Here is a 15,495-nt window from a genome sequence, read left to right on the forward strand (position 1 = left end):
ACCCGATGGAGCCGTGGCAGCAGTGTATTGTAGGCGCTGGCGGCCGCATTTACGAGGTCGGCGGAGCGGTGCGCGACGCGCTGCTCGGACGTCCCGTCAAAGACCGCGACTATCTGATCACCGCCGTGCCGATGCCGCAGATCACCGCGCTGCTCCAGCCGTACGGAAAGGTCAGCTTGGTCGGCAAATCGTTCGGCGTCATTAAATTCAGCCCGCATCAACGTCCCGACTTGCTACTCGATCTCGCCATTCCGCGCCGTGAGGTCTCCACCGGCGTGCATCATCGTGACTTCAACGTTGCGTACGATCACACGCTGCCGGCCGAGATCGACTTGGCGCGCCGCGACTTCACCATCAACGCAATGGCGCGCGCGCTCGACAGCGGCGAACTGCTCGACCCATTTGGCGGCCGCGCCGACCTCGACGCGCGCGTGTTGCGCCAAGTCTTCCCCGACGCCTTCCCCGAAGATCCGCTGCGCATGCTGCGTGCCGTGCAATTCGCCGCGCGCTTCGGCCTGACGATCGAACCCGCCACGCTGGCGAGTCTGCGCCAACACGCCGCACTCATTCGCACCGTCTCCGCCGAGCGGATCATTGAAGAGATCGGGAAACTCTTCCGCGCCGAGCGCCCCTCGCAAGGCTTCTATCTGATGGCCGAATTGGGATTACTGCCGCACGTCTTCCCGGAACTCGAGGCCTGCCGCGGCGTGGAGCAAGAGAAGCGACAAGGCGACGACGTCTTTCACCACACGATGCGCGTGCTCGACGCCGCCCGCAGCGATTCCGAAATCGACCATCGCGGCGACCTCACACTGCTGTTCGCTGCGCTCTATCACGATGTCGGCAAACCGCAGACCAAACGCTTCGACCCCGCTGAGGGCCGGATGACCTTCTTCGGCCACCAACTCGTTTCGCGGCGCATCGCAAAGAAACAGCTCGGCGCACTGCATGTCCAAATGCTCGGCGTGGATCTGAAACAGGTCTGCCGGTTAGTCGAACACCATATGTTCGAGACCAAGGCCTCGTTCACCGAAAAGGCGATTCGCCGTTTCATTAATAAAGTCGGCCCCGACCTGATCGCGCTGTTGCTCGACCTCCGGCTGGCCGACAATCGCGGCGGCAAATATCCCGCCGGCATCAAAGGCGTGTTACGCCTCAAGGCACGCATCCAGGCCGAGCTGGCGAAAAAACCGCCGTTCGGCCCCAAAGATTTGGCCATTACCGGCCACGACCTGATGACCGCCGGCATCCCCGCCGGCCCCCAAATGGGCGCCATCCTCAAACAACTCGTCGACCTCTGCCTCGACGACCCCGCGTTAAACGAAAAAGACCGCTTGCTGGAACTGGCGAAGGGGATGGGGAGTGCGGTTTAGCAGGGCATTGCTGACGCACGAGGTCCGGATTGCGGGTCGGGGTCCGCACCCCCTCAATTTCATTTGAGTGGGGACAGGTACCTTCAAATGCGCGCCAAATAACGATTTGAAGGTACCTGTCCCCACTCAAATGAACAACGGCCGGCGAGGTGTATTTTAAAATTACGCAACTAATTGCCAAGCCAGTCGATAATAAAGCAAGTATGGGCCCTCTATGAAACCAGTCGCTCCCAACGCGGCCGCTCGATTTCGCGTCCTTCCCGGACAGACACGTGGCGGCACGCCCCATGTCAGGATCATGCAGCTGGCCGATCGGCTCGGCGGAGCGGCCACGCAGTCGGAATTGGCGGAGTTTGCGCGTATTACCGGCCCAGCTCCGGAGCGCGCTCAGTTTGCGCGTTTCTTCACGGATCGTCAGGTCACCGCTTCGCAGCGCATCGCGCACGCGTTACTGGCCGCCGAAACCATTGACGACGCGGTTCGCGTCGTTGTGGCGGAATATCCGGAAATGGGATGGCTGACCGGGTCCGTCAGCGCCACGCCAGAACTGGGCGGCTACGAGCAAGCGACCGGCACCAAGGCGTTCGTCTCCGAACGTCTCTTCGGCACGAAGCACGTCGAGTTCGATCGGACGGCGTTAGGCATCATGACGTTCTTGTGGGTCCTCAAAGGCGACTATGCCAGCTTTACCGCGTGTCAGAACGCCACCGTTAAATTGACGGAGGCCAGTTTTCACGAACTCCAAGCCTATACGCACAGCATTCTGCAATCGCATCCCGAGGCCGTCGATTCGTTGATCGTCTATATGTTGGCCTTGGACGCGCTCACCGCGTACACGGTCGTCAACGACCTGGGCAAGGTCGTCAGTATGGTGCAATTCTTGGTCGAGCAGTCCGGATTATCCTCGGTCGATCATGACAAAATTCTTTACGATCTGCTGTCTCGCCATCCGCACGTTTCACCGAGCTTTCATCGCTTACCCGAGCGCTACCAACAACTGATCCTGAACGGGTTGAAGGCCGTGTTCAACATGGGCCAATTCATGCAGGCCGAAAATGTCCCAGCCAGTCTGTTGGGACTGATTGGCCTGGATTCCGACAGCATGGATTTTTACTTCCTCCATTTCATTTATGACTTGGCGGGTGCCGCCGGCCACGGCACCCAAAAAGGCTCCGCGGTCCTCATCGAGGGCACGTTCCAGGCCTTTAAAACGGGCGTGATCACATTGGATGGATTGAATCATGGACTGAATCCCACTCAAGTATACGACCAGTACTTAACCGCGCGGGCCGAACGCGTCGGACTCAATCCGGCCGACGCAACCGATCGCGTCGTCGCCAGGGCCTGCTGTATGTTTGCCGTCTTTACCGCGGAAGAAGCCGCGCCGATTAAAGCGGCTTTTTTGTCGTTACCGGAGAATACGCGGGCCATTCTCGAAAGCGAAATGCAGCGCACGGGCCTGAACGACGGTCATGCGATTCTCCCCTATTATGGTCCGGCCTTGTTGCGGAATTTGCGCACGGCACTGGGGAAACTCCAAGATCCCGACCCATTACACGCGGCCGCCCGCATCGGCCTGACGACGTTGGCGCGCGTGTATATTCAAGGACGCGTGAATCTGAAACGTCGGCCGGGCAACGGGGTCTATACCATCAACCTCAACGCGCTGGCGCAGATTGCCGGGGCATCGCCGCATGATTTAGAAAAATCCGTGATCACGTTGCGTCCGGTCGGCACCGATGCGGCGGCCGAAGCCGGGGCACGCCCAGTCATTCACGAAACCCATCTTGAACCGCTGCCGTCTTTAGCGGCGCTGCCTGGGCAACGCATTGCGGTCGTGGCCATCGGCGGAGGCAGTGATGGCGTGCAGGCCGGCATTGTCGGAACGCTGCTGCGCCATGCCGGCAAAAATGTGGCCGGCGTGTTGTCGGTCCGGACAGAAATCGTTCGCTCCCAAGGACGCGGTGGCACGATGGGAGAACGCCGCCGCATCAGCAACCACGGCGGCGAAGTGAGCGACGGCGTAATTCGGATGACGCCGGAGAGCGAGGGTTCACTGGAGCATCTACCCGCCCGCGTGTTTCCCACGCATTTGGTGTTAGACAACGAAGCCAATGACGGCACCTTGTTGGCCCGCTTGCAGGCCTCGTTGGCCGAGCTCCGCGATGTCGACACGATCCTCGCCGTCGATACCGGCGGCGACGCGCTCTATTCAATCACCGGCATGGATCAGGCCAAGGCGACGCCGGATCAGGATTTGCGCGTGCTGCAAACCTTAACGCAACTGGGCCTCCGCGTCCTCTCCATGGAAGTCGCGCCGGGGATCGATAGCCCCGACAATGCCCAAGCTGTCTTAGCCGCCGCCCACGCCCGATATTATCGGCTGACGCCCGAAGAGCGCGACCTGGCACTCGCCACATATGACGCCTGGGACTTTACCGGCCGCAACCCCGCCCGCTATGGCAAGACCGCATTTGCCTGGCAGGCCGCACTGCAGAGCCAAACCGGCTTGGTCGTCGTGCCTATTGTCAGCGATGTCGTGCTGGATCCACGCAACCCATGGATTCCGTTTGTCCACGTCGATCCGAGCATGGCACATTTGTTCGTGATGACTGCCGATGACCATTTAACCGCGATCGGCGTCGAGTCATAGGAAGACCGAAGCTCTTGCCCTGTTCTTTTATAAGAAGCAACTTTGTCGTCGCGTTGCCGATAATCATCATATGACTGTTGGGCGCGTGAAAGTGGCGGCGGCTTATCACGTGTTGCACCCAACAGCGCATTACGACCTGCGCCACCCTGCGAAACAAGTTGTCGCCCTGGCCCGCGATCTGCAACACCGTGGCGTCGACCTTTCACACGCTCATCTCCTATCCATTCGCAGCACCGATGGCGACTTATGCGCAGCGCAGACACGTTCTGGACCAAGCAGGTGGACAGATCCAATCCGACACGCGGTCTTGGAATGTGAAGGTGCCATTTTAGATTTAGATTTCCCAGCAGCCGTTGCGTTACGGCCGGATCAATATTTCCCATGCATGTTCGCGCATCATACCACTGGAGCAATGCAAACCTCGCTCGCGCATATCGCCATTCGCCGCATCGCGATCGCTGAGTTACTGCGGGTACAAGATAACGAGATCGATCGCGCCGTCAGAGACAGTGCCAATCCGTGGATAGGACTTCCGGATTTACTCAGGGAACCGCCGGAGGCTCGCTCACCGGAAATCACGCGCCTCGTGCCCACGCCGACTCATTTCCCAGGGGTCTATCGTATTGTCACAACGAGCACTCATGACCGCGCCTATACGCAAGATGCGATTCTCATGTCCGCATACCAAACAATCTTTGCCGCTCAATTGGCTCAACTACGGGCACTGAGCGGAGATGGATACGCGTTGAGCTTTGTGGAGTCCGGTTTTTTTGCAGCATTGCTCCAAGGCGGAATATTAATGTGCAGCGACATCGTGACTTCGCATAGTGCGGACGAAATTTTCGAGTCAGATTTAGAATCCGCAGCTCGCCAATTATTAGGGCGCTGTCATCCCACGCAGCTCATCCGCATGCAGTTTTATCATACGCATCCAGGCGCCCCGATGGGGCGGACCATTTCACGGGGCGATGTCGACTACGCATTGCGTTTGCGAGCAACCGTCGCGGCGTACGGCGCGCGCGTCGCTGTTGATATGCACGCGTTACCTTTTGAATGGGCATTCCTGGGAGAGTCCGCTTACTATGACCCAAATCGGAGAGAGTTCGTCGCTCAACGATTCGACCCAATTCTTTTGCGAGCGACGATTCCCGTCGCACCATAAGACAACGTTCAACAAGACGCCGGCCCGCAAATGGGCGCGATCCTCAAACAACTCGTCGACCTCTGCCTCGACGACCCCGCGTTGAACGAAAAAGACCGCTTGCTGGAACTGGCGAAGGGGATGGGGAGTGCGGTTTAGCCGAAGCCTGGGAAGCAGCGGTCCACTCTGACGCAGGAATATCACCCCCACTGCTGCACGAGTTGGCGGAAGAGTTGTTGGTAATCGGCGATCCAAGCCGCTTCACTGGGATCTTCTAAAAAACGGCTGATATCTTTGAGCAGGAGCTGCGGCTTGACGGCAGTCACTTTGGCGGTGAGCGCCGCGACGACATCGCGCAATGACGCAAATGACGGGCGCCGCTGCCCGCGATTGAGGTATTCCAGATTCAACGGCGCCTTGCGGTTTAAGTACCAAATCAAATCGTAATAATCGCGCCCCCGCGTGTAGGGACGATAGAGGATCGCCAACACCTTCCCCGCAAACAGCGTTGCCAGGTTGTGCTTCACAATCGGGAAGATTTCCTGAAAACGGCTCACAAAGACACTCTCCCGCTCGTTCGCACGCAACACGAGCGGCTTGGCGTCGACCTCGACTTTCAGATGAATCTTCTGCCCCTGGCGAAACCCGCGAATCCCGAGCGCCTCGTGAAATCCATCGAATCGCAAGAAGGCCTTTTGGACGATCTTCTCCTCATGAATCGTGGCCGTCACGATGAATCCCCGCTGCTGCAATGCCTGGCGCACGCCACGCAGCAACGGCGCGAACTGATAGTTCGCGGTCGGCGCGTCCAGACAGAAGTCGAGATCTTCGGAATACCGTTTAAGATCGTAACAGATCCGCAAACACGTGCCCCCCACGAAGGAAAGGGCCCGTCCCCCTTTGCCATGAAACAGCAGTTTGAGCACCAAGACCTGCAAATACTCGCGCACCACATTGACCAGCGCGTCATCGGTGAGCGGTGCGGCCTGCACGATGCGTTTGAGTTGTTCCATAATCGACCAATGAGGCAATCAACGTCATGACCTTCCTGACGCCGGTCTTCTTGCCATAGGTTTGCAATTTTTGAAAGTCGAGCGCGGCGAGATGTTGCCAGCGCATGGCATCCCAGCAGTCTGTCGACGGTTGCAGTCGTCCGCTATAGAGGTAACAATAATCGACGACGGCCTTTTCCGGCTCGGCGAGCAGCGTGCCGGGGTCGAATCCCCAATACAACTCCTGCTTGAGGTGGTGATAGATGAAATGCCCCCACGGGGTCTGAAACTGCCGCGTCGTCCGCGGTGTCACCAACGTCACGGCGAACACCGCGTCCGGCAGCAAGCCATGGTATTGGAGCGCACTCTCCAGACTGATATAGGCGGGCGAATAGAGTCGCTGCGCGACCATGGCGGTATCGACGCCATGGCGGGGAAAGGCATAAACCCCACGCCGCAGCCGAATCAGGTGGCCGGTCTTCGTCCATTGGCTGAGCTGTAATTTGAGTGTGGGCAACGGGGTCTCCCACGCCACACTGGCCGCTTCGGCGTAGGAAAACACCGGGAGTTGCATCGATTGTTGGAAGAGTTGAAATTTCATTTAGTGATAATATTATATCACTAAATGAAACGGCGCAAGCCCGCTCACACCGGGCGTGGATCGTCGCCGAGCACTGCGCCGTATGACCTTTGAAGGGTCAGATCGTTACGTCCGCTATGGAATGAGCCGGAAGGCGCGGGTCCAAACTAGATCGGCAGATCCAAGACCCTTGCCACTCTGGTGGCGAGCGCAGCAATATCCACTCCCAGTTCGACACCGATCGAAACATGTCCTTCCCGATAGGGGAACAACAACTGATATTGCGGACCGTATCGAATGACGACAAAACGAATCCCATCCAAGTCTAATTCACCGCGGCGTCTTGCCATCTCCAAGATGACGGGATTCACCATCAGCTCCTCCATGCGATCGGTTTCCTGGGGATTGTGGCTGGGGAATCGCGAATTTTGAGCCATCTCGGTGATCCGCCCCCGTTGGTTCACCGCCACATAGCGGATACTGGGATCCACTTGAAACAATACCTGACTGAGATTGGTCTCCATACGGCACCCCCGTTCGTCTCTTGATCCGGCCGCTATCAATATCCGCTCCCTCCCCATTTTACATTTTGATATTTGCACTTTGCATTTTCCCTCCCCTCACCCCACCGCGGCGCCGTCGACGGCGCGCCACAGATACCACGCGGCCACGGTACGATACGGGCGCCAGCGTTCGCCGTGGGCGGCCAACGCCTTCGGAGTGGGAAGCGCCGCGTGGCCATACGCCTTGGCAAAGCCTTTGCGCACGCCGTAATCATGCACCGGCAGGACATCGGGACGGCCCAAGCGGAAGATCAGCAACATTTCAACGGTCCAACGCCCGATCCCGCGAATGGTCGTAAGTCGTTCGATGACTGCCTCGTCGTCCAGTTGTTGCAGCGCGGCGAGCGATGGCACGACGCGGGCTTGGGCCTTGGCCGCCAAATCTTGCAATGCGGCCACTTTCGCGCGCGAGAGGCCGACGCTGCGCAACGCGGCGGTCGTCGCAGTAAGAATATGCGCCGGCCGTAACACGCGTGGGCGATGACAAAGTTGCCGCAGTCGCCCGTAAATGGTGGCTGCGGCCTTGCCGGTCAGCTGTTGATAGACGATCGACTCCGCCAACGCCTCGAACGGACTTTGCAAACGATTCGGCTGCAATCGACAGGGCCCCACCTGCGCGATCAAACGCGCCAAGCGGCGATCGACGCGTACCAGATGTTCGACGGCAATGTTTGGGTCGAAGGAGGAATTCGCCGCAGGTGCCGCGGCGTTGTTCACGGCATTCGCATCCAGATGAACGCCTTCCCGCGCCAACAACCGCTGCTTGAGGTCCGTGCCTTGCGGCGCAGTAAACCCGCCGATTCGACGCCCCGCAGCCAACACGCGGTGACACGGGACCAGCAGCGGAAACGGGTTCCGCGCCATCGCCTGCCCCACCGCTCGCGCCGCGCCCGGCCGGCCGACCGACTGCGCCAGTTCGCCGTACGTCACCGTGCGTCCCCACGGAATTTGTTGCGCGGCGTGGTAGATTTGGGCGTGAAACGGAGGCACCGCCGTGAGGTCCAACGGGATGTCCTGCAATGTGTCGGGGCGCCCTTCAAGCACAGCCACCAGCCGCGCCATCACGCGGCGAATCGTTGCCGGCGGGCGCACTGCGCGATCGGCCTCCGCCCCATTCGATCGTGGCTCCATTTCCGCCGGCACTACCTCGGGAAAGCAGACCCGCTGCACCGCATCGCCCTTCCAAACGATGCCACACCGCCCGATCGGGGTGTCGAACAGATGGTGCGATGACGTATCCGAGGACATGGCAGCAGCGATTTCCATAATGAACCCCTTTCCAGTGTGACAAGCGAAAAGACTCGCTTGACTTGTGAACGATCGTTCACTACCATCCCGTTCGGTTGTTGTCAAAAAGGATCCACCACCTATGAGCCATCTCCCTGAACATCCGATCGTCGAAAAAATCCGCACCTTCTGGCAGCGGCACCGGCGCGGGCCGAGCTATAGCGAACTCGCCCAACTCGCGGGTTATGCCTCCAAACAAGCCGCCTATCGGCTGGCGCAAAAACTGGTCGACGCAGGACTGCTCACCCGCGACGCCACCGGGCGACTGGCGTTAGACCCCACGCTATTGCGGCCTCGGCTGCTCGGGGCCGTCCAGGCCGGATTCCCCTCGCCCGCCGAAGAAGAACTGATCGACACCATAAGCCTCGACGAATACCTGATCCGCAAACCGGCCGAGAGCTTCCTGTTGAAGGTCAACGGCGACTCCATGCGCGACGCCGGCATCCTCCCGGACGATCTCGTCATCATCGAACGCGGCCGCGACCCGCACCACGGCGACATCGTACTGGCCGAGGTCGACGGCGCCTGGACGCTGAAATATTACCAGCGCCACGGCAAGTCGATTCGCCTCGTCCCGGCCAATCCGAAGTATCCGGTCATTGAACCAAAGTCGGAACTCAAGATCGGCGGCGTGGTCCGCGCCACCATGCGGAGGTATTAAATGGAACAGCCGATCACGTTACGCAACTGGCCTCAAGCGATCCTACACCTCGACGCCGACGCGTTTTTTGCCAGCGTCGAACAGGCGATGCACCCGGAGCTGCGCGGCAAGCCGGTCGTCACCGGGGCGGAACGCGGGATCGTCGCTGCGGCCAGCTACGAGGCCAAGGCGCTCGGAGTGCAACGCGGTGTCTCGCTTACCGAAGCGGTCCAACGTTGTCCCTCGCTCATCTTGCTCCCGAGCGATTATGAAACGTATAGCCTCTTCTCTAAACGCATCTTCGCCATCATGCGCCGCTTCACGCCCGACGTCGAAGAATACTCGATCGACGAGGCCTTCGCCGACCTCACCGGACTGCGCCGCCACCACCACGACGGCTACGAAGGGATTGCGAAACAGATCCAGGAAACCGTAATGCGCGAACTCGACATCGGCGTCTCGGTGGGCATCAGCCTCTCCAAGGGCCTAGCGAAACTCTGCTCCAAACTGCGCAAACCACGCGGATTTGCGGCCGCCCCGGGACCACTCATCCATCGGCTGTTGGCGAATACTCGGTTGGAAACGGTCTGGGGATTCGGTCCCAATACGGTCCAACTGCTCACCAAGTTTGGCTGCCGCACTGCGCTCGACTTTGTCCGCCAACCCCGCTACTTCGCCGAGCAACATTTGGGCAAGGTCGGCGTCGCACTCTGGTCGGAACTCCGCGGCGAATATGTGTATCGAGTCGACCCCACGCCGAAGACCGATTACGCGACCATCAGTAAAACAAAAACCTTCGCGCCGCCCTCGCGTGAATCGGACTACGTCTTCGCTCAGGCCGTGCGCAATCTGGAATCGGCCTGCATCAAGGCACGACGTTATCGCCTCGCCGCGCGGCGGGTCGTATTGTGGCTGCGCAGCCAAGACTTCCAAGGCACGGGCCACGAAATCACGCTGAGCCGCGCTAGCAACTCCCCGCTCGACATCGCGGCCGCGTTACGCAACTTGTTCACCAAGGCCTTTTGCTCGGGCCGTCTCTATCGCGCCACCGGCGTGGTCTTGGCCGATCTGCAACCCGACCGATCCGTCCAGTGCGACCTCTTCGAAGACCCGGTCCGAGTCGTGAAAACCACGGCCGCCACGCAGGCGATCGACACCATTAATGCCGAGTTCGGCAAACACACCTTGTTCATCAGCGCAGGCCTGCATCTGGGCCGCACCCCCACAGCACGGTTGCAAGGCGGCCGCCGGGGCGCAGCACCCACACGCCGCACACAGCACCTCCCCGGCGAAACGGCCCGCCGCCACTTGGCTCTTCCGCTGCACAGGTAGTAATTTGAGCTATTTTATGTAAAATTTATTTGAAAATTGGTCAATTTTAAGACATGTTTATATCCTATGGCAGCAGAACCCATCACCCGCTCGATTGAGTACGACTTGGAACAGTTGTTACGCCCCAACAAAAAAAAGGGGGCCGCACTGCTTCATCACAACGTCATCCTCATCACTGGCCCACGCCAAGTCGGCAAAACCACTTTAGTACGATCCGTGCTTCGTCAGCGTAAAATTCCGTATGTCGAATGGAACCTCGAAAAAACGCCCGCGCTGGCGGCACATATTGACCGGTGCGAAGATTTTGACGCCTTTACGGAGTGGCTGCAGCTCGCGCAGCACTTCTCGTTGGGCAAGGGCCAGGTCCTTTTCATCGACGAAGCCCAAGAGAGCCACCGACTCGGCCAGTTCGTTCGGTTCATGAAAGAAGATGAACGATGGGCACAGCAACACGTCATCCTCTCCGGCTCCATCATGTCCCAACTCTTTCGGGAAGTGCGATTCCCCGTTGGCCGTGTCACTCGACTGTGCGTCCAGACATTCTCGTTTGAAGAGTTCCTCAGAACGCACAATCAGAGCTTGTTGGCACATCTCCACGCCCCGTCCCTTCAACCGCTTACTCCTCAGGTGCATACATTAACGCTGCAGTTACTCGATCAATATCTGACCGTCGGCGGCCTCCCGGAGGTCGTCACGCAATACGATCCCCGCGGGAAAGACAAGACCTGGCAACAGACTCGCGAAAATCTTCTCTACGGCTACTTTCAAGATTTCCGTCGCGTGCACGGTGAAGAACGCCACCACTATCTGGCCGCCGCACTCAAGACAACAGCCCACCTCTTGGGCATGCCGTTCAAGAACAGCCACGTCTCACTGTTACTCGATGGGGGAAAAAACCAACACATCATCGAAGCACTCGGACAACTTGAGGCCTGGGAGATGATTCGCACTATCGATCAACGCGGCCCAGCGGTCGAAAGTCACTTTCACCCCAAACGGTATCTCTTCGACATCGGCATTGCAAAGCAGCTCCGCGAGACCACAATTCCCCCAATCGCGCTCTTGCAGACACTCAATGCCGCCCAACGACAACCACTCGGTGGGCTCATAGAAAATGTTGCGGCTAATGCCCTCGCCGCCTATTCTCACGAATCGGCTGGATTAGCTGGGTGGAAAAAGGCCTCCTCCGGTTCCGAAGTCGATTTTGTCATCCAACATCGCGGGACAACCATCCCCATCGAATGCAAGGCGGCTCTGCATATTAAGAATACTCATTTGACCGGGCTCCATGACTTTCTCCGTCAGCATCATACGACGTTGGGCGTGCTCGTGGGCCTAGCCCCACTTGAACTTCGGGCCGTATCGGACCAAGAGCACGTTCTAATCGTTCCACTCTACTTCATGGATTGGCTCCACCATTTGCTTAACCTTGTGGGGCACTCATAAATGCCATTTTTCCTAACCGCGCATTTATGTTACAACGCGCGCATGAAACGACTCGTCATCTTCTGTTGCAGTGTGTTGGCGCTCTGGAGTCTGGCCGCGCGCGCCGCGTTCGCCGAACCCGATCCGATCGCACAGGTAGAACAGGCCTATCAAGACGCGCGGCATTGTTATTATGAAATCTTGGCCGATGCGCAGCGCGTCCAGCAGCGCCAGGCCTGGGATCAATGTCTCGCCAAATTCGTCCGCGTCGCGCAGCAATATCCGCAGAGCCCCCGCAGTGCCGACGCCAACTTTACCGCAGCCAAACTCTATGAGCAGCTCTACCAAATCTCGAAGAGTCGCGAAGACCTGACCGCCGCAAAAGATCGCTACCGGGCATTTGCGAAACGTCACCGCAAACACCGCTTGGCGGACGACGCATTGTACCGCGCGGCAGTCGTGGCATGGGAAGGCTTCCATCAAAAAGGCGAGGCCGGTCGATTGCTGTGGCAAGTCACGCATTGGCACCGCGACGGCGACATGCAGACCCCGGCCACACAGTTCATTACGCAACTCGAAAAAATCGAGGGAAAGACCTACAAACCGATTGCAAGTCTGTTACCGCTGCCGAAAAATACCCCGGCCCAGCAATCTCCCGCCGTCACGCCGCCAACCAAAGCCCCGGTCGCCGCCGCCACAACACACACCACCCCAACCCCCAGCGCAGCGGTTGTGGCCGGCACCGCGCCGGCAACCAACAACATGCACATCATTGTCGACGCAGGTCATGGCGGGACCGACCCCGGCGCCCACGGGCCCGGAGGAACGTGGGAGAAAGACGTCACGCTCGCGATCGCCAAACGACTGGGCGCTCAGCTGAAACAACAACTCGGCTGCAAAGTCACGTATACCCGAACCAGCGACAAATTTGTCAGCCTCGAAGCGCGCAACAAAATCGCCAACCAACGCCGCGCCGATCTGTTCATCTCGATTCACGCCAACGCCGCGCCGAATGTGAAGGCCGCAGGCATTGAGACCTACTACTTGAACAACGCCACCGATCAGGCCGCCAAACGATTGGCCGATCGGGAGAATGCCGCAGTGGCGGGGAACGGTAGCGAGCTGGAACGGATCGTCAGCACGATGCTGCAAAATGCCTTCACCGAGGGATCGCACGACTTGGCCACGCAAGTGCAACGGGCATTAGTGCAACGACTGCGGCGCGACTACAAAGACACCAAAGATCTCGGCGTCCGTTCCGCCCTCTTCTACGTATTGGTCGGGGCCAAGAGCCCTGCCATTCTGGTGGAGACCTCGTTCCTCTCCAACCCCACCGAAGAGCAGCGGCTGCGCGACCCCAAATATCAAACCGCAATCACCGCCGCGATCGCCGACGGCGTGGCCCAATTCCTCCGCGCCGCGCCGGCACGGAGCACGTTGTAACCCATGGACTCGCAAACCCCAGCCGCCGCATCCCCGCGTGAACTCACGTTGCGCGCCGTCGGCTTAGGTCTGGTGCTGGCGATCGTGCTCGGTGCAGCCAATGCGTATCTCGGGTTGAAAGTCGGCATGACAATTTCCGCCACATTCCCCGCTGCGGTGATTGCGATTGCGGCCTTCCGGCTCCGCCGCTCCCGACACCGCGCCGGCGAGAGCGTACTGGAACAAAACATTGCCCGCACGACGGCTGCGGTCGGCGAGGGCCTGGCAGCCGCCGGGATCTTCACCCTCCCCGCGTTGCTGCTGGTCAAGATCGACGGCGTCCCGGTGTGGGGACATTTCGATTATTGGCAGAGCGTCGGTCTGCTCACGGCCGGTGCGCTGTTAGGCCCGCTGCTCCTGATTCCGCTGCGGCGTGCCCTCACGCAGGATCCGGCGCTGCCGTTTCCGGAAAGCCACGCCTGTTATGAACTCGTGCGCAGTGGGCAAGGCGGCGACGCGAACGCGCGCTACGTCTGCGGCGCGATCGGCGCTGGCATGCTCACGGAACTCGGCAAGAACAGCGCCGGCCTGACGGTCATTCGCGACACCACCACCTGGGCGCTACCGCTCCCCGGCGGCCAAGCCGTTACTGTCGCCGCACCACTTGCCTCGCCCGCACTGCTCAGCGTCGGATTCATCATCGGCCCGCTCTACTCCTTCGTGACCGCAGCCGGCGGCGCGCTCGGCTGGCTGCTGCTCGTCCCGATCCTCCTGCTGTTGCAACACGACGCAACCTTGTCGAGCCTTACCCCGAGCGAGCTGACCACACAGATCTGGCGCTCTCAAGTCCGCCCGATCGCCGTCGGGGCGATGCTCGTCGCCGCGTTGGCCACGTTGTGGGGATTGCGACACAGCATCGTCGCGGCCCTGCAACACGCCCGTCGTCGGCCCGGCGTAAGCACAACAGCTGACGCGGCTCGCACGCAGGACCTCCCGACCCGTGCGATCGTGCCGGTGGCCCTCGGGATTGCGGCCGTGTTGGGCGTCGTGGTCTTCACCGTCACCCGACAATTCGGTCTGAGTCTCATCCTAGTGCCCGGCGTCGTCGTCACGAGTTTCCTCGTCAGTATTGTCGGGGCCTGGTTAGTCGGCCTGATCGGCGGCTCCAACCAACCGGTCTCCGGACTGACGCTCTGCGTGCTGCTGCTGATGGGACTCTGCCTGCTCCCGTTTTCCATCCCGGCCGCTCCGGCTGCGGCGCTGCTGATCGGCGGCGCGGCAGTCACCTGCGCAGCCACCGGACTGGCCGGCAACCTGATCCAAGAGGTCAAGATCGGTGAATTACTCGGGGCCTCGCCGTGGAAAATGGAACTGGTGCAGCTCCTCACGACCGCTCTCGTGGCCCTCACAACGGTCGCGCCGATGGTCTTGCTGCACGAGAGTGCCGCTGCGAAGGCCGTCGCGATGGGCGGATTGCCGATCGGCATCGGCGGCGCCGCACTCCCGGCACCCCAGGCCAATCTGATGGCCCAGATCGTCACTGCGCTGTTGGGCGGGACCATTGCATGGCAACTCGTCGGTGTCGGCATCGGGCTGGGCCTGCTGATGGTCCTCTGCCGCGTCCCCGCTCCCATGTTGGTCGCGGTCGGCATGTACCTTCCACTCGACGCCTCACTGGCCATCGCCCTCGGAGGCATTTGCCGATGGCTCCTCCAACGAACGTCGCGCGCCTTCGATCCCAACCGACGTGGCATTATGGAACACCGTGCCACCTTGATCGCCTCCGGACTGATTGCCGGCGAGGCCCTGATGGGCGTGTTGCTCGCCGGAGTCGTGCTCGGACTGCTGCATTTGGCGGAAAGTACGCCGGCACAATATGGGCACTTGGCGCAGAAACTTTCTCTCGCAGGATGGTGGACGGGGCAATCCACACTTGGCTGGTATCACGCGGTCGGTGGCTGGCTCGCCTTCGCGGTCTTTGCGCTCACGGCTGCGGGGATGATCGGGATCCCGCGCTGGACGACCCAGCGGCGGACTAGCAGGTTGTGTTGACAAAGGACTCCATGGGCAGGCTGTTCAAAAAGGTC

The 15,495-nt window shown here is 60.0% G+C and carries 12 protein-coding genes; 8 read left to right on the forward strand and 4 right to left on the reverse strand.

What is annotated here, in order from left to right:
- Positions 1 to 5: 5 nt before the first annotated feature.
- From HY696_00640 to HY696_00650, 3 genes are all read left to right on the forward strand, one after another.
- Positions 6 to 1,373, forward strand: coding sequence for an HD domain-containing protein (locus HY696_00640; GenBank protein ID MBI4236907.1), 1,368 nt, complete (start codon positions 6 to 8; stop codon positions 1,371 to 1,373).
- A gap of 214 nt (positions 1,374 to 1,587) precedes the next feature.
- Positions 1,588 to 4,026 (forward strand): hypothetical protein, encoded by a 2,439-nt coding sequence (locus HY696_00645; protein ID MBI4236908.1) that lies wholly within the window; start codon positions 1,588 to 1,590, stop codon positions 4,024 to 4,026.
- Positions 4,027 to 4,438: 412 nt separating this feature from the next.
- Positions 4,439 to 5,188, forward strand: a complete 750-nt coding sequence (locus HY696_00650; GenBank protein MBI4236909.1) for a hypothetical protein — start codon at positions 4,439 to 4,441, stop codon at positions 5,186 to 5,188.
- 179 nt (positions 5,189 to 5,367) lie between these two features.
- On the opposite strand, the gene HY696_00655 is transcribed toward HY696_00650, so the two are convergent.
- From HY696_00655 to HY696_00670, 4 genes are all read right to left on the reverse strand, one after another.
- Entirely contained in the window at positions 5,368 to 6,180 is an 813-nt protein-coding gene (locus tag HY696_00655) for a nucleotidyl transferase AbiEii/AbiGii toxin family protein (GenBank protein ID MBI4236910.1), read from the reverse strand.
- The gene (locus HY696_00660; protein MBI4236911.1) at positions 6,134 to 6,760 is read right to left on the reverse strand and encodes a hypothetical protein; all 627 of its coding nucleotides are present in this window, start codon (positions 6,758 to 6,760) and stop codon (positions 6,134 to 6,136) included. Before HY696_00660 ends, HY696_00655 begins: the two co-directional genes overlap by 47 nt.
- A gap of 146 nt (positions 6,761 to 6,906) precedes the next feature.
- Positions 6,907 to 7,263, reverse strand: a complete 357-nt coding sequence (locus HY696_00665; GenBank protein ID MBI4236912.1) for a hypothetical protein — start codon at positions 7,261 to 7,263, stop codon at positions 6,907 to 6,909.
- Between the two features lie 96 nt (positions 7,264 to 7,359).
- Positions 7,360 to 8,550, reverse strand: a complete 1,191-nt coding sequence (locus tag HY696_00670) for a methylated-DNA--[protein]-cysteine S-methyltransferase (GenBank protein ID MBI4236913.1) — start codon at positions 8,548 to 8,550, stop codon at positions 7,360 to 7,362.
- A gap of 121 nt (positions 8,551 to 8,671) precedes the next feature.
- On the opposite strand from HY696_00670, the gene HY696_00675 reads away from it, so the two are divergent.
- From HY696_00675 to HY696_00695, 5 genes are all read left to right on the forward strand, one after another.
- Entirely contained in the window at positions 8,672 to 9,250 is a 579-nt protein-coding gene (locus tag HY696_00675) for a LexA family transcriptional regulator (GenBank protein ID MBI4236914.1), read from the forward strand.
- Positions 9,251 to 10,561, forward strand: a complete 1,311-nt coding sequence (locus HY696_00680; protein ID MBI4236915.1) for a DNA polymerase IV — start codon at positions 9,251 to 9,253, stop codon at positions 10,559 to 10,561.
- A 66-nt stretch (positions 10,562 to 10,627) separates the two neighbouring features.
- The gene (locus tag HY696_00685) at positions 10,628 to 12,007 is read left to right on the forward strand and encodes an ATP-binding protein (GenBank protein ID MBI4236916.1); all 1,380 of its coding nucleotides are present in this window, start codon (positions 10,628 to 10,630) and stop codon (positions 12,005 to 12,007) included.
- Positions 12,008 to 12,049: 42 nt separating this feature from the next.
- Entirely contained in the window at positions 12,050 to 13,429 is a 1,380-nt protein-coding gene (locus HY696_00690; protein ID MBI4236917.1) for an N-acetylmuramoyl-L-alanine amidase, read from the forward strand.
- Positions 13,430 to 13,432: 3 nt separating this feature from the next.
- Entirely contained in the window at positions 13,433 to 15,460 is a 2,028-nt protein-coding gene (locus HY696_00695; GenBank protein MBI4236918.1) for an oligopeptide transporter, OPT family, read from the forward strand.
- Positions 15,461 to 15,495 lie beyond the last annotated feature (35 nt).

Source organism: Deltaproteobacteria bacterium (assembly GCA_016210045.1).
Lineage (GTDB): Bacteria > UBA10199 > UBA10199.

Coding starts and splice junctions, on each gene's coding strand:
- HY696_00640 (MBI4236907.1), top strand. CDS start 6: ATGGAGCCGTGGCAGCAGTGTATTGTAGGCGCTGGCGGCCGCATTTAC.
- HY696_00645 (MBI4236908.1), top strand. CDS start 1,588: ATGAAACCAGTCGCTCCCAACGCGGCCGCTCGATTTCGCGTCCTTCCC.
- HY696_00650 (MBI4236909.1), top strand. CDS start 4,439: ATGCAAACCTCGCTCGCGCATATCGCCATTCGCCGCATCGCGATCGCT.
- HY696_00655 (MBI4236910.1), bottom strand. CDS start 6,180: ATGGAACAACTCAAACGCATCGTGCAGGCCGCACCGCTCACCGATGAC.
- HY696_00660 (MBI4236911.1), bottom strand. CDS start 6,760: ATGAAATTTCAACTCTTCCAACAATCGATGCAACTCCCGGTGTTTTCC.
- HY696_00665 (MBI4236912.1), bottom strand. CDS start 7,263: ATGGAGACCAATCTCAGTCAGGTATTGTTTCAAGTGGATCCCAGTATC.
- HY696_00670 (MBI4236913.1), bottom strand. CDS start 8,550: ATGTCCTCGGATACGTCATCGCACCATCTGTTCGACACCCCGATCGGG.
- HY696_00675 (MBI4236914.1), top strand. CDS start 8,672: ATGAGCCATCTCCCTGAACATCCGATCGTCGAAAAAATCCGCACCTTC.
- HY696_00680 (MBI4236915.1), top strand. CDS start 9,251: ATGGAACAGCCGATCACGTTACGCAACTGGCCTCAAGCGATCCTACAC.
- HY696_00685 (MBI4236916.1), top strand. CDS start 10,628: ATGGCAGCAGAACCCATCACCCGCTCGATTGAGTACGACTTGGAACAG.
- HY696_00690 (MBI4236917.1), top strand. CDS start 12,050: ATGAAACGACTCGTCATCTTCTGTTGCAGTGTGTTGGCGCTCTGGAGT.
- HY696_00695 (MBI4236918.1), top strand. CDS start 13,433: ATGGACTCGCAAACCCCAGCCGCCGCATCCCCGCGTGAACTCACGTTG.